Raw genomic sequence first — 13,662 nt, 5'->3', positions numbered from 1 at the left:
GGTTGTTTGGGGAAGGGCTAGGCCACAACGCGGAACGTTGTGAGCGCGGGGTCTGCGGCACCGCGAACATAGCCAGATGGCGCAGCTGCGGTAGAGCGCAGGAACGACACGACTTCGGCGCTCAAGATCTCGCCCGGAAGCACATTAGGAACCCCGGGCGGGTAGGCAGCCAGCGAATCAGCGGAGACGCGACCAATGGCCTCGGAATAGGATACCGTCTCAACCGGGCTGTAGAACGCCTCTCCGAGGCCCATTGCCCGTTCACAGTTTGCAGGCAGTGCGATGGGGCGTTCCGGTTCGATTTCGGCTTCGGGAAGGGCCTGCAGCGCGCTCCAGAACCGGTCGACGTCGACAGGTGAGGTCGCTCCAACGAGCAGGAGCAGAGCTGACGGTGTGGAAAGTTCGCAGTACACACGGTGATCGCGCAGCAATTGGTAGTGGGCGTCTGGGCCGGTGATGCCAGCGCCGCGGGTATCAATGGCGATCTTAAAAGGATCATGTGCGATCGCGTCAGGACTCGCGAGAATGTCGGGGGTGGCGTCGCGATAGCGGCGATCAGCGCTCACCAGGGATCGAATGCGCTGGGCTGAGGCGAGTGCCAGCTCGATGGCGTCGGGGCGGGTAGCAAGATGCCGACGTGCTTCATCGAGTGAGGCGAGTAGAAGCGCGCTGCTGCTTGTGGATTGGAAGGAACGCACTACTCGGTCGACAAGTGAGTCGAGGCTCTCAGCAAACGGGCCATGGCCGAGCTGGATCATCGCGGACTGGGTGAGTGAGCCAGCGGCTTTGTGCGTGCTGGAGATAATGAGGTCGGCGCCAAGTCTTGCTGCGTTTGTGGGCAACTTCGGATGCATGCCGAAATGGGATCCCAGGCTTCGTCCACGATAAGCGGCACCCCGTGGCGATGCGCGACCTCGGCGATCGCGGCGACATCAGCAACGGCCCCAAAGTAGCTTGGGGTGACGATGTACACCGCTGAGCTTGTGGGGTGTGCGGTGAGGGCCTCATCGATTTGTGAGGCTGTCACGCCGTGCGCGGCACCGAGTCCGGTGTCAACGGCACCCGTGACAAAGTGCGGGGTCAATCCAACACGGGTAATGCCATCGATAACACTCGAGTGCACGCTGCGCTGCACAACGAGTTCATTGCCGAGGCCCTTCACGACCGCTGTTGCGATGTGATTGCCGCCCGAAGCTCCGTTGGTGATGAACCAGGTCCGGCTTGCACCCCAGGCTTCCGCCGCAAGCTCCTGGGCCCGCATGATTGGAGTCGTTCGTCCGGGGGTCACGAGCCTCCAAGTCTGCTGATCCACCCCGCTGAACAGCATAGGGAAGTCCATGCGCAGTGCATCTTCGCCCACCAGGCTTGCGACGCCTGGAGCGTTCGCTGCTTTTGCCTGGTGGGCGGGAACGTGGATGCGCTGCCAGTCGTGTGTGGCAAGAGCGCGAAGCGCGTCGGCATAGGGGGCCTCAAACTGCCGAGCCGAGATGCCACTGGAAGCGGGGTCTTGGCGCGGGGTCTCCACTGCTTCTGGGGTGGGCACGGGGGCATAGCTCAGCGACATGCTGATAATCGTAGGTACGCAGTGCAACCTGCGCTATATCAGGATTTAGATATCTGTGACATATTGGCTATGACATAAGCTCGTGCGTATGATGACGCTGCAGCAGTTTCGAGTGCTCCTTGCCGTGCGTGAGTGCGGCAGTCTGACGAGGGCGGCTGAGTCGCTGCAGTACGGGGTGCCAACGATTACCCATCACCTGCGCGGGTTAGAGGCCCATCTCGGGGCGCGCCTCGTGGAGTCCGGCAGAAGCGGCAGCGTCCTCACACCGCTCGGGGTTTCCTTCGCTGAGGAGATCGCTCCGGCGCTCCGGCGTATCCAGCGCGCCGAGCAATTGGTGGCTGATCAACGAGACGCGGGGGTCGTCACCCTGCGCATCGGCACCTTCGCGTCAATCGGTTCACGTCTTCTTCCCGCCGCGATTGCCGAACTGCAGCACAGAACCCTGGTGCGTGTTGAAGTGGTCGAGGCTGAGCCGACTGACGTGGTGCGTATGATTCGGAGTGGTGAGGTGCACGCGGGTCTCATTTATGACGTCTCTGATGAGCCCGCGTTTGTGGCACCGGATTTGTCGCTCGAAACGCTCATTGCTGAGCCCTATCGAGTCATGGTGGCGCGCAACAGCACGCTTGCTGCGCAGGAGGTGCTCGATTTTGCTGAGCTCTCCGAGGTTTCGTGGGTGTTTAGCCGGAGCGACGATGAAGCCCCGGACCGAGTGATTCGCCGCGTCTGTCACTCACTCGGGTTCCACGCGCGAGAACTGATGCGAACCGATGACCTCACCATGATTCATGGGCTGGTCGCAGAGGGCCTCGGTTGTGCACTCACCACGGCCGCTGCGGTGGACACGGACTACGGTGTTGTGCTGCGTCCTGCTGTGCAGGACCTGGGGGAGCGGCACGTTTCGTTTGCGACTCGTCGTGGTTCGGTGTTGCCCGCCGCGAGGTGGTTGGCAGAGATTCTGCAGGGGATCGTGTCGAAGCGCGGGCTGCGCTGAGACGTTGATTAGTGCGTTTCGGTGTGAGTGAGACCGAGCTGGATCAGCACCTGCTGTACGGTCGCCTGGGCCTCTGTCGACGTAATCTGTGCAGTGAGCCATCGCCCCGACAGGCCCTCGACAAGCGCGGTGAGCGTGAGCGCGACTGCGGGAGCATCTAACTCGGGCGCGATCTCGGCAACCAGCGCACGTACCGTTTCCTGCCATTCAGCAGTGGACCGTGCGAGAGCATCGGCGCTTGCTGACTCAAACACGGCTGCGGCACGCAGTTCGTTCCACGCGATGGAGCCCGCACGAATCTGCGGATCATCACCAAACTCTGAGCAGAGAAGCGCTATTAACCGGCCAGCTGGGTTGGTGTGACTTGGTGCACGCCCCGCGCGCGCAGCGGCTCCAGCGTTCACGTGATCGAGCGCTGCCTGGAGCAAACCATCGCGGTCCCGAAGTGGTAAGCGAGCAAGCCAATCGACACTCCCGCCTCGCGGGCCACATCCTGCATTCGAAACGCGGCTAGCCCGGAACGGGCGATGCAACGCTCGCACGCCTCCAGAATGCGTTCTCGGCTCTCAATGCTGTCCCGTGCCACGGTGCTCCCTCGTGTGCCGCGCTTGACAATGCGCGACCATTAACTGAAACTATTTTCAGGATACTTCACACGGGTAGGAAAAAGCGAGGGCGGTAATGGGGCAGCAGGGTGCGGGATTTGATCTCATTGAGACGACGATCGAAGATGTGCTTGAGGCACTGCGAACGGGTGCCATTACAAGCACCTGGCTCACCGAGGCCTACCTTGAACGCATTGAATCGTTTGATCGCGGACCCGAGGGGCTGAACGCGATCCCCGTCGCGAACCCTGATGCGCTTGCGCAGGCGGCTGAGTCTGATCGCCGTTGGCGCGCGGGAACCGCCCGCCCGTTGGAGGGGGTGCCCTTTACTGTCAAAGACTCCTACATGGTCAAAGGCCTCACAGTCGCTTCGGGATCACCCGCGTTCAAGAACCTCATTGCGCAGTGGGACGCATTCTCGGTTTCCAAATTACGTGAGGCCGGGGCTGTGCTGATCGGCAAAACCAACATGCCCCCAATGGCCGACGGCGGCATGCAGCGTGGCGTGTACGGTCGCGCAGAGAGCCCATACAACCGGGATTATCTGGCCGCAGCTTATGCCTCGGGTTCCTCCAATGGCTCGGGCGTCTCAACGGCCGCCAACCTCGCGGTGTTTGGCATGGGAGAAGAGACGGTATCTTCGGGTCGCAGCCCGGCTTCAAACAACGGTCTGTGCGCCTACACGCCGTCGTGGGGCATTCTGTCGATTCGTGGCAATTGGCCGCTGTTTCCGGCGCGCGATGTGGTTGTGCCGCACACCCGCTCGATGCCCGACATGCTGCGTTTGCTCGATGTGCTCGTGCAAGACGATGACGTGACGCGCGGCGATTTCTGGCGTAACCAGTCAGTCGTCCCGCTGCCCAAGCCGAGCGAGCACCGTCCCGCGTCGTACCTCGACGTGGTGGAGAAAGACGCGCTTCGTGGCAAGCGTTTCGCCGTTCCCGCCATGTACCTTGGACAAGACTCTAACTATCCGATCGAGGTGCGTCCGTCGGCGCTGGAGCAGTTCGGGATAGCGAAAGAGCGCCTTGAGGCACTCGGTGCCGAGGTGGTAGTGACCGATTTTCCGCTCATCGAACGCTACGAGGGTGACCGCCCAGGGCAAGAAAACGTCGGCGAGCTCGGAGTGCTGCCTGAGGGGTGGATGGACACGGAGTTCACCCACTTTCTTGGGTTTGGGTGGGACGACTTCCTGCGGGCGAACGGTGATCCCGCGATTCCGAACCTCGGGGTTGTGGATCCGGATCAGATCTTCCCGCAGCCTCCCGGCGCGCTGCCCGACCGCTACGAGGAGGTCGAGGACTACGAGAATCGCTATCGGGCTACTGTGGCTGCCGCGCGCGCGGGCATCTCGGACCCCCGTGAGCGCAGCGATTTTGCTGACGGATTGCGGGCGCTCGTACAACTTCGTGAGTCGCTATTTGAATCGTGGCTGACTGAGCGCGGCTTCGACGCTGTCGTGTTTCCTGCGAATGCCGACGTGGGGGCAGCCAACGCGGATGTTGATCTCGCGGCAGCGGATCGCGCCTGGGCGAACGGGGTGTTCTTCTCGAATGGAAACTATGCGCTGCGCCACCTGGGCATTCCGACGGTGACCGTTTCGATGGGGCTGATGCGTGACATCGGCATGCCGATCGGACTCACCTTTGCGGGTGCAGCCTATTCTGACCCGACACTGCTGGGTTACGCCGCTGCTTTTGAGGCCGGTGGGTCGGGATCAATGCGTGTTGCGCCGGAGCAATACTCGTAGCGATCCCCGGTCTGCTGCACCCTAATCCAGGGCAGGCAGCGTGATCGGCTCTGTAACCGGAGACTCGAAGCGATCAACGCTCGCTGCAAGGCGCCGTAGGAGCGCGGCGAGCCTATCTCTCTCGGAGCGAGGGAGGCCCGCAAGTAGCCTTTCTTCGGCATCGCTGAGACGGGTCATTGCAGCGTCTACGAGAGTTTGTCCCTGCTGTGTCATCTCCACGAGCACGCCTCGCCCGTCGTTGGGGTCGGTGAGTCGACGTACGAGCTTCCGCTCGGCCATGCGGTCGATCCGGTTCGTCATCGTGCCGCTCGAGACCATTGTCTGCTGCACGAGGGTTTTGGGGCTCTGGCGGTATGGCTCGCCGCCGCGCCGCAGCACGGCAAGCACGTCGAACTCCCACGAACTCAATCCTGAACGCTCAAATGCGTGTGCTCTGGCGCGATCGAGGTGCTTCGCAATGCGAGAAAGGCGCGAGAAAACGGAGAGCGGAGCAAGATCTAGGTCTGGTCGCGCCCTGCTCCAATCGGCAATAATGCGGTCGACCTCGTCCTCGTGTTTCATTGTTCTATTATCCGGGTGCGAGGTGGTCCACGCGAGCCTCTGGAATCTGGCAGACTATACGAGTGCAATATCTGCACGATCCGCCTTGGTGTAATGGCAGCACGACAGCCTTTGGAGCTGTTAGGTCCAGGTTCGAGTCCTGGGGGCGGAGCGATAAAAAAGAGCGAAGCTCTTTTTTATTGCTCCGTGTGGCGCTCACAAGCGCCGCCAGAACACAGTAAAGCGAAGCTTCTCAGTGCGTCGGGAGCTGAGGAGCAGGTATAACGAGAGCTCCGGCAAGGTGTAGGACCCTAAGAGAGGCAAGCTCAAATGGCAGAACGCTCACTCGCGGTTGTGATTCTTGCAGCGGGGCAGGGAACACGCATGAAGTCTTCGCTTCCGAAGGTGCTGCATCGCATCGGCGGACGCTCACTTATTGCCCACGTGCTCGACACCGCTGCAGCGGTTTCACCGCAGCAGGTGATTGCGGTTGTACGGCACGAGCGTGAGCGTGTAACCGAGGCAATTCTGGATCACGCACCGGATACCGTCATGGTCGGTCAAGACGAGGTGCCGGGAACCGGGCGTGCGGTAGAGCAGGCGCTCGCCGCGCTTCCCGCAGAGTTTGACGGTTCCGTCGTGGTGCTTTCGGGCGACGTGCCCCTGATCGATGCCGCGACGATTGACCGCCTCGTGCGTGGCCACCTTGAAGACGGCCGTGCGATGACCATGCTCTCAGCAATCTACGACAACCCGACCGGTCTTGGACGCATTCTGCGCGACTCTGAGGGGGCCGTGACCGGCATCGTTGAAGAGAAAGATGCGAGCGAAGCCCAGCGTCGTATCACCGAGATCAACGGCGGCATTTACGTCTTCGCGCGCCGAGACATTGAGCGCGCACTCTCTGAGATTGACACGAACAATGCGCAAGGTGAGAAGTACCTGACCGATGCTGCCGCGCGTATTCTGGCGAGCGGCGGTCTTGTCGAGGCGGTCGCCACGAATGATCCCTGGCTTATCGCGGGAGTAAACGATCGTGTGCAGCTTGCCGATGCGGGGCGTGAACTCAACGCGAGAATCGTGCGCGATCACCAGCGCGCGGGAGTGACAATTCAAGATCCGACAACGACGTGGATCGACGCAGACGTTTCCATTCAGCCAGATACCGAGATCCTGCCCGGCACTTACCTGCACGGTGCCACCTCCATTGCAACCGGAGCCATTATCGGTCCCGACACCACGCTCGTCGACTGCGAGGTTGGTGAGGGAGCTCATATTCGCCGCAGCGAGGCAACTCTCGCGGTATTCGCCGCAAACTCGCAGGTGGGCCCATTCAGCTACATTCGCCCTGGAACCGAACTGGGTGAGGGCGGCAAGATCGGCGCGTTCGTTGAGGCTAAGAACGCAAAGATCGGCGATGGCAGTAAGGTGCCGCACCTCTCCTACGTTGGAGACGCCCAGATCGGTGCCGATGCCAACATTGGTGCAGGCACAATTTTTGCCAACTATGACGGTGTGAAGAAGCACTTGACCGTTGTTGGTGACGGAGTGCGCGTTGGATCGAAAAATGTGCTTATCGCTCCGGTTACCATTGAAGATGGTGCATACACGGCGGCGGGCACGGTTGTTCGCAAAACGGTTCCGGCAGGATCCCTCGCCATGAGTGTTGCACCGCAGCGCAATATTGAGGGTTGGGTCGCCGAGAATCGGCCCGGCACCAGCACAGCGGCCGCAGCCGAGCGTGCACAACACGCGAACAACGACGAACTCTAACAACTCCACATAACCACGGTGAAAATAGCTGAGATGGGAAACGGGCGCCGATGAGCAACATCGAGATGACTGGGCAGAAGAAACTCGTGTTGATTACGGGCCGGGCGTACCCCGAGCTCGCTGAGCAGGTGGCGGCCGAACTCGGCGCTGAACTTGTTCCGACCGATGCGCGCACCTTTGCGAATGGCGAGCTGTACGCGCGCTTCGACGAGAGTGTGCGCGGCTCCGACGCGTTTGTGATCCAGTCACATACCTTCCCAATCAACGAGTGGCTCATGGAGCAACTCATCATGGTAGACGCCCTCAAACGTGCCTCGGCAAAACGCATCACCGTCGTGGCGCCGTTCTACCCCTATTCCCGCCAGGATAAGAAGGGTCGCGGACGCGAGCCGATCTCTGCGCGCCTCATCGCTGACCTCTTCAAGGCTGCTGGTGCGCACCGCATCATGTCTGTGGATCTGCACGCCTCGCAGATCCAGGGCTTCTTCGACGGCCCTGTTGATCATCTCTTTGCTATGCCCGTGCTGCTCGAGCACTTCCGCAAGACCATCGACCGTGACGATCTCACTGTTGTCTCGCCCGACATGGGTCGCGTGCGTGTTGCCGACATTTGGAGCGACAAGCTTGGTGCACCCCTTGCGATCATTCACAAGCGTCGTGACCCGCTCGTGCCAAACCAGGTCTCGGTTCACGAGATCGTTGGTGATGTGAAGGATCGCTGGTGTGTTGTTGTCGACGACATGATCGACACGGGCGGCACCATTGCCAAGGCCGCCGAGGCACTGAAAAAGAGCGGGGCCCGCGGTGTGACGATTGCCTGCACCCACGCGATCTTCTCGGGCAAGGCAACCGAGTATCTATCACAGGACTTCATCGACCAGGTTGTTGTCACCGACACCCTGCCGGTCGGCCCGAGAAGCGCTTTGAAAAACTGACGGTGCTGCCGATTGCACCGCTGCTCGCGAAGGCGATCCACGAGGTCTTCGAAGACGGCTCAGTGACCTCGATGTTTGAGGGTGCGGCCTAGCGTCGGTGCTGGCCCACGAACGCCCAGAGTAGAGACGAAAGACCCCAGAACTCCGTGACAGTTTTGGGGTCTTTCTCCGTTTATCTGGACGCTCAGCCCAGCTGGCCCGTGCGGTGACGTAGACCATCGTGGCGGTGCAGACTCAAACGGGTCAAATCGCGTACAGCAGCTGCAGTTCATCGGAGGGGACATGAAGCGGCAGCCGCCCGAACCCGTTAAGGCTGGGTGACACCCAGTCGCCCGGCAAAAACTGGGAGGAATTACTGCAGATTACCGTCCCGTGGTGGCTCATGAGAGCAACCGGGGTGGTGCACTCGAGCAGGACTGGCAACAGGGCGCGCTCGAGATCTTCGACCTGAATGTCATTGGCGATGACTCCCACGCGCTGGCCCTCAACCTCACCGGGTACCGCAAGCGTCATGACGTAGGACTCAACGCCAAGATAGTCGATGTAGGGACCCACGAGCGCAGGGGCCCCTTGCTGGAAGGCGCGGATGAACCACTGATGGTGGTCGTAATCGTAGTAGCGGTCTGCTCCTGGTACGACGCCAAAAGAGTATCGTGCGAAGCGGGACTCGTCTTCGCGCACCCACCACTCCAGGTGTCCGTTCTCTGTGCCAAGGGCGGAGTGAGCGAGAACCAGTCCGCACCCGTCAATGGAGGCGTTCTCTGCAAGAAAACGTGTCGCCACAGCTTTCAGTTTGCGTCGAACTGACTCGCTGAGGTCGAGTGCACCGGCCGAATCGCGCCGCAGAAAATTGAGCAGTTCGTCGCGCACTGAATCGAGGCGAGTGAATCGCTCTGCGAACCACGTATCGAGTTGCTCAAGCACGCCTTGCACGCTTGGGGAGACCGTCACTGTGCCGACTCCAGTTCGTGCGGAGCAGCTGTACGATGAAGAGCCAGCTTGCCGTCGATGATCAGCTTCATATTGCCCCTGACATGCTCTACAGCGAGTCGCTGGGCTTCTTCAGGCCGTTGCTGTTCTATTGCCATGACGAGAGCGAGGTGCTGCGTGAACGCTTGTTGTGGTGAGGGTGGACAGATCGCATCGCACCAGAGAAAGGGGGAGAGCTCGGACTGGAGGCGTTGCTCGGACGTGAGCAGTCGTTGAGACTGGCTGAGCACCGCGATTTCGAAGTGGAACCGGCTGTCTGCCATTGAGCGATCGCGTACGCTGCGAGCCTCACGAGCCTGAAACGCAAACTCGGCCAGGCGGGTGCTACTGGTTGGTGGTGTGCGCTCCGCTGCAAGCCGGGTGGCCATTCCAGCTACCGCCGCTTGTTCGTCGAAGAAATCACGTAGGGCCACGAGACTCGTGCGTTTGAGTGACTCTTTCAACTCATGAGCGGAGGGGAACGGCGGCAGTACCACGAAGGTGCCTCCGTTGCGACCCCGTCGGGTCTCTACAATACCCTCCATGCGCAATTCTGCGAGCGCTTTGCGCAGGGTCGCAACCGCGACCCCAAACTGGTTTGCAAGTTCGGCTTCCGGTGGCAGTCGCTCGCCAACGCTGAGTATACCCATCGAAATTGCCGAGGCAATACGCTGAGCGATCCCCCAATATGGGGGATCGCGACGGGCTTATGAGCGACGGCGGCTGCACCGGAACCCGACCTACGCGCCTGTGTCGAAGCGAAGTGCCTCTGAGATAAGCGTCTCTTGCTCGACCGCGTGCACCTTTGCGGAACCAGTTGAAGGCGCCGCCGAGGCTGCACGAGATACCACTCGAATACGGTCGTTTGCAAGGTGCTTCGAGAGTTCAAGCGAGATGAAGGGCCAAGCGCCCTGGTTCTCTGGCTCGTCCTGAACCCACACCAGTTCTGCCCCGAGTACGGTGCAAGCACACGACCCAGCTGTGGGGCTGGAACCGGATAGAACTGCTCTACCCGCACGAGAGCGACACGAGGGTTGGGGTTTTTGTCGAGGGCAGCTCGCAGATCGTAGTAGGTCTTGCCCGACACCAAGATGACGCGTTCGACAGCTGCTTGATCGAGCACCTGGGGGTCGTCGATTACCGGCTGGAACGTTCCACTGGTGAAATCTTCGACCTTTGAGGTAGCACCACGCAAGCGCAGCATCGACTTCGGGGTGAACACGATGAGCGGTTTGCGGGGGCGCGCGTAGGCCTGTCGACGAAGCAGATGGAAGTAGTTCGCCGGTGTCGAGGGACGAGCAACGATCATGTTGTCTTCGGCGCACATCTGCAGGAAGCGCTCGATGCGTGCGGAAGAGTGATCGGGCCCCTGGCCCTCGTAGCCGTGCGGCAGCAGCATGACAACCGATGACTGCTGGCCCCACTTCTGCTCGGCAGCGGCGATGTATTCATCTACGACAGCCTGGGCAGTGTTGGCAAAGTCACCGAACTGAGCCTCCCAGAGCACAAGGGCATCCTCGCGCTGCAAGGAGTAACCGTACTCGTATGCGAGTGCCGCATACTCAGAAAGCAACGAGTCGTAGATCCAGAACCGCGCTTGATCTTCGGAGAGGTTGAGCAGCGGGATCCATTCCTGCCCGTTCTTGCGGTCGTGGAACACAGCGTGGCGCTGTGCAAAGGTGCCACGGCGCGCGTCTTGACCCGCGAAGCGGACCGCGGTGCCCTCCATGAGTAGCGAACCAAGCGCGAGTAGCTCTCCGAAGCCCCAGTCGATGCCACCCTCACGGCTCATCTCTGCGCGCTTGTTGAGTAGTTGCTGAAGTTTCGGGTGCACTGTGAAGCCCGCAGGTTTGTTAGCGAAGGCATCACCAATGCGCTCGATGACCGTCTGATCGACGGCGGTCAGCAGCGGTGCGGGACCGGGGCCACCGACCTCCTTGACCTCGCCGATTCCGCTCTGGTCGATCACCGGAATTGCGCCAGTCTGCGCAACGTGCGTTTCTTGGAACGCGACCTCAAGGCGGGCCTGGAAGTCTTGTTTGGACTTCTCGTACTCTTCTTCGGTGATGTCACCGCGGCCAACGAGGGAGCTTGTGAACAAACGGCGGGTCGAGCGCTTCGCCTCGATGAGGTCTGTCATGAGCGGCTGGGTCATCGAAGGGTCATCGCCCTCATTGTGACCGCGGCGGCGGTAGCAGACCAGATCGATGATCACATCAACGTGGAAGCGCTGCCGGAACTCGTAAGCGAGGCGCGCGACACGCACGACGGACTCGGGATCGTCACCGTTCACGTGGAAGATCGGCGCCTGCACGACCTTGCCCACATCGGACGAGTACACCGCTGAGCGTGAGTCGGAGGGCAGCGTCGTAAAGCCAACCTGGTTGTTAATGATGATGTGGATCGTGCCGCCCGTGCGGTAACCACGCAACTGCGACATCTGCATGGTCTCGTAGACCACTCCCTGACCGGCCATCGCCGCGTCCCCGTGGATCAGCACGGGTAACGTGGTGAACGAGCCGATGGGCTTCAGGTCTTGCTTCGCGCGCACGATACCCTCGAGCACACCGTTGACGGTCTCAAGGTGCGAGGGGTTCGCGGCGAGGTGGATTGGCACCTGCGTGCCGTTGGGGCCGTGAAAACTCCCGTTGTGCCGAGGTGATACTTGACGTCACCCGAGCCAGACTTCGTGGCCTGCGCGCCCTCGAACTCGCGGAAGATCTGACCATAGGTCTTGCCCGCGATGTTGGAGAGTACGTTGAGGCGGCCGCGGTGTGCCATGCCGATATCGACGCTATCGACGCCGTCTTCGGCGGCGTCGATCAGCATAGCGTCGAGCAGCGGGATAACAGACTCTCCGCCCTCAAGGCTGAAGCGCTTCTGCCCAACGTATTTGGTCTGCAGAAAGGTCTCGAAGGCCTCCGCCTCGTTGAGCTTTTCGAGGATGCGCAGCTGCTCATCGTGGCTAGGCTTCTGGTACGGCACTTCAAGCTGCTCGCGCATCCACTTGCGCTGCGCGGGGTCCTGGATGTGCATGTACTCAACGCCGATCTTGCGGCAGTAGGAGTCACGCAGCACACCGAGAATATCGCGCAGCTTCATGGCGCGCTTACCGCCGATGCCGCCGGTGACAAACTCACGGTCGAGATCCCAGAAGGTCAGGCCGTGCGACTCGATTTCGAGGTCGGGGTGGGTGCGCTGGCGGTACTCGAGCGGATCGATATCTGCCATCAGATGCCCGCGCACGCGGAACGCATTTATCAGTTCTTGCACGCGAGCCGACTTGTCAATCGCGCCAGAGATGTCGACGTGAATATCGGAGGCCCACTGCACGGGTTTGTATGGAATGCGTAGTGCGGCGAAGATGTCTTCGTAGAAGTTGTGGCCACCGATGAGGCGCTCGTGCACGTGCTTCAGGAACTCACCGGAACCCGCACCCTGAATGACACGGTGGTCGTAGGTGCTGGTGAGCGTGATCGTCTTGCCGATACCGAGGTTTGTGAGTACGTCGTCTGAGGATCCCTGGAACTCGGCGGGGTATTCGAGTGCACCGGCACCAATGATGCTGCCCTGGCCCTGCATGAGGCGGGGCACGGAGTGCACGGTGCCGATCCCACCAGGGTTAGTGAGCGAAATGGTGGTGCCCTGGAAATCATCGGCACCGAGCTTATTGTCGCGTGCTCGCTTTACCAGATCTTCGTAAGCAGCAAGGAACTCGTTAAAGTCGAGCGACTCCGCCTGCTTAATAGAGGGAACGAGCAGTGATCGCGAGCCGTCGGGCTTTGGAACGTCGATCGCGATGCCGAGTCCAATGCTCGCGTGCGCGATGATCGAGGGCTTGCCATCGATGTCTGCGTAGGAAACGTTCTGGCTGGGGAACTCTTTGAGGGTTTGGATCAGGGCCCAGCCAATGAGGTGCGTGAACGACACCTTGCCGCCGCGACTGCGACGGAGATGGTTATTGATGACGATGCGGTTGTCGATGAGCAACTTCGCCGGAACCGTGCGCACGCTCGTTGCTGTGGGAACGGTGAGGCTCATGTCCATATTCTTGGAGAGCGAGCGGGCCATACCACGCAGCGGTGTGACGCTGTCTTCGATGACGGCAATGGGCGCGGTCTCCGGCGCGGCGCGGCGCGGCGAACGGGGCGCGTCCGCTGGAATGGGGGCCGGTCGTGGCGCCACATTCGTTGTGCGCGCCGGCTGTGCCGGGGTAGTGATGGGGGATGTTGCGGGGGAGCGGATGCTGCAACTGGTGCTGGGGCAGCTGGAGGTGACTGAACCGACACGGCGGGATGTGATGATCCGGGGGAAGCCGCGTACTGCTCAAGGATCGGCCACCATGACTGATCCACCGAATTCTTGTCGACTTGGTACTGTTTCCACAGATCATCGACAAGCCATGCGTTTGCACCGAAGTCTTCTGCGGAACCAGCCTGTTCGCTGGTTTCCGTGCGCTCAGCCAAAGCGACTTCCTCTCGTTTCATGCCTTCATCGGCAAAGTGAATCTCAGGGGTAGCGACACCATAGCC

10 protein-coding genes, 1 tRNA gene and 3 pseudogenes are annotated in these 13,662 nt (G+C 61.0%); 5 read left to right on the top strand and 9 right to left on the bottom strand.

What is annotated here, in order from left to right; all coding sequences use genetic code 11:
- Positions 1–17: 17 nt before the first annotated feature.
- Both G7066_RS16340 and G7066_RS16335 read right to left on the bottom strand, forming a co-directional pair.
- Entirely contained in the window at positions 18–854 is an 837-nt protein-coding gene (locus tag G7066_RS16340; protein WP_244302940.1) for an Orn/Lys/Arg family decarboxylase, read from the bottom strand.
- Positions 755–1,564 (bottom strand): aminotransferase class I/II-fold pyridoxal phosphate-dependent enzyme, encoded by an 810-nt coding sequence (locus G7066_RS16335; protein ID WP_244302939.1) that lies wholly within the window; start codon positions 1,562–1,564, stop codon positions 755–757. Before G7066_RS16335 ends, G7066_RS16340 begins: the two co-directional genes overlap by 100 nt.
- A gap of 88 nt (positions 1,565–1,652) precedes the next feature.
- On the opposite strand from G7066_RS16335, the gene G7066_RS11125 reads away from it, so the two are divergent.
- The gene (locus G7066_RS11125) at positions 1,653–2,558 is read left to right on the top strand and encodes a LysR family transcriptional regulator (RefSeq protein WP_166331124.1); all 906 of its coding nucleotides are present in this window, start codon (positions 1,653–1,655) and stop codon (positions 2,556–2,558) included.
- An 8-nt stretch (positions 2,559–2,566) separates the two neighbouring features.
- Here G7066_RS11125 and G7066_RS11120 read toward each other — a convergent pair whose 3' ends face one another.
- Entirely contained in the window at positions 2,567–2,962 is a 396-nt protein-coding gene (locus tag G7066_RS11120; protein ID WP_244302938.1) for a TetR family transcriptional regulator C-terminal domain-containing protein, read from the bottom strand.
- The gene (locus G7066_RS16330) at positions 2,959–3,057 is read right to left on the bottom strand and encodes a TetR family transcriptional regulator (RefSeq protein WP_244303402.1); all 99 of its coding nucleotides are present in this window, start codon (positions 3,055–3,057) and stop codon (positions 2,959–2,961) included. The genes G7066_RS11120 and G7066_RS16330 overlap by 4 nt, the downstream gene beginning before the upstream one ends.
- 182 nt (positions 3,058–3,239) lie before the next feature.
- Here G7066_RS16330 and G7066_RS11115 point away from each other — a divergent pair, with 182 nt between their 5' ends.
- Complete coding sequence (locus tag G7066_RS11115; protein ID WP_166331122.1) at positions 3,240–4,913, top strand: amidase; 1,674 nt, start codon at positions 3,240–3,242, stop codon at positions 4,911–4,913.
- A gap of 21 nt (positions 4,914–4,934) precedes the next feature.
- On the opposite strand, the gene G7066_RS11110 is transcribed toward G7066_RS11115, so the two are convergent.
- Positions 4,935–5,474, bottom strand: a complete 540-nt coding sequence (locus G7066_RS11110; protein ID WP_166331120.1) for a MarR family winged helix-turn-helix transcriptional regulator — start codon at positions 5,472–5,474, stop codon at positions 4,935–4,937.
- 79 nt (positions 5,475–5,553) lie between these two features.
- Here G7066_RS11110 and G7066_RS11105 point away from each other — a divergent pair.
- From G7066_RS11105 to G7066_RS11095, 3 genes and pseudogenes are all read left to right on the top strand, one after another.
- A tRNA-Gln gene (locus tag G7066_RS11105) sits at positions 5,554–5,625 on the top strand.
- 158 nt (positions 5,626–5,783) lie between these two features.
- Complete coding sequence (gene glmU, locus G7066_RS11100) at positions 5,784–7,226, top strand: bifunctional UDP-N-acetylglucosamine diphosphorylase/glucosamine-1-phosphate N-acetyltransferase GlmU (protein ID WP_166331118.1); 1,443 nt, start codon at positions 5,784–5,786, stop codon at positions 7,224–7,226.
- 50 nt (positions 7,227–7,276) lie between these two features.
- Positions 7,277–8,253 (top strand): annotated as a pseudogene (locus G7066_RS11095) (ribose-phosphate diphosphokinase).
- A 151-nt stretch (positions 8,254–8,404) separates the two neighbouring features.
- On the opposite strand, the gene G7066_RS11090 reads toward G7066_RS11095, so the two are convergent.
- The 4 genes and pseudogenes from G7066_RS11090 to G7066_RS11080 all read right to left on the bottom strand — a co-directional run bounded on the left by G7066_RS11090 (position 8,405) and on the right by G7066_RS11080 (position 13,617).
- Positions 8,405–9,085: a cache domain-containing protein gene (locus G7066_RS11090; RefSeq protein ID WP_244302937.1), complete on the bottom strand. Its 681-nt coding sequence runs from the start codon at positions 9,083–9,085 to the stop codon at positions 8,405–8,407.
- Between the two features lie 23 nt (positions 9,086–9,108).
- A complete protein-coding gene (locus G7066_RS11085; protein WP_244303401.1) occupies positions 9,109–9,675 on the bottom strand; it encodes a FadR/GntR family transcriptional regulator in 567 nt (188 codons plus the stop codon).
- A gap of 9 nt (positions 9,676–9,684) precedes the next feature.
- A pseudogene (locus G7066_RS16325) lies at positions 9,685–9,780 on the bottom strand (GntR family transcriptional regulator); the annotation flags it as partial.
- A 90-nt stretch (positions 9,781–9,870) separates the two neighbouring features.
- Positions 9,871–13,617, bottom strand: a pseudogene (locus G7066_RS11080) (multifunctional oxoglutarate decarboxylase/oxoglutarate dehydrogenase thiamine pyrophosphate-binding subunit/dihydrolipoyllysine-residue succinyltransferase subunit).
- Positions 13,618–13,662 lie beyond the last annotated feature (45 nt).

The organism is Leucobacter coleopterorum (assembly GCF_011382985.1).
Taxonomy (GTDB): domain Bacteria; phylum Actinomycetota; class Actinomycetes; order Actinomycetales; family Microbacteriaceae; genus Leucobacter; species Leucobacter coleopterorum.
This window is presented reverse-complemented; position numbering and strand designations above follow the sequence as displayed.

Coding starts and splice junctions, on each gene's coding strand:
- G7066_RS16330 (WP_244303402.1), bottom strand. CDS start 3,057: ATGCAGGATGTGGCCCGCGAGGCGGGAGTGTCGATTGGCTTGCTCGCT.
- G7066_RS11115 (WP_166331122.1), top strand. CDS start 3,240: ATGGGGCAGCAGGGTGCGGGATTTGATCTCATTGAGACGACGATCGAA.
- G7066_RS16340 (WP_244302940.1), bottom strand. CDS start 854: ATGCATCCGAAGTTGCCCACAAACGCAGCAAGACTTGGCGCCGACCTC.
- G7066_RS11125 (WP_166331124.1), top strand. CDS start 1,653: ATGATGACGCTGCAGCAGTTTCGAGTGCTCCTTGCCGTGCGTGAGTGC.
- G7066_RS16335 (WP_244302939.1), bottom strand. CDS start 1,564: ATGTCGCTGAGCTATGCCCCCGTGCCCACCCCAGAAGCAGTGGAGACC.
- G7066_RS11110 (WP_166331120.1), bottom strand. CDS start 5,474: ATGAAACACGAGGACGAGGTCGACCGCATTATTGCCGATTGGAGCAGG.
- G7066_RS11085 (WP_244303401.1), bottom strand. CDS start 9,675: ATGGAGGGTATTGTAGAGACCCGACGGGGTCGCAACGGAGGCACCTTC.
- glmU (WP_166331118.1), top strand. CDS start 5,784: ATGGCAGAACGCTCACTCGCGGTTGTGATTCTTGCAGCGGGGCAGGGA.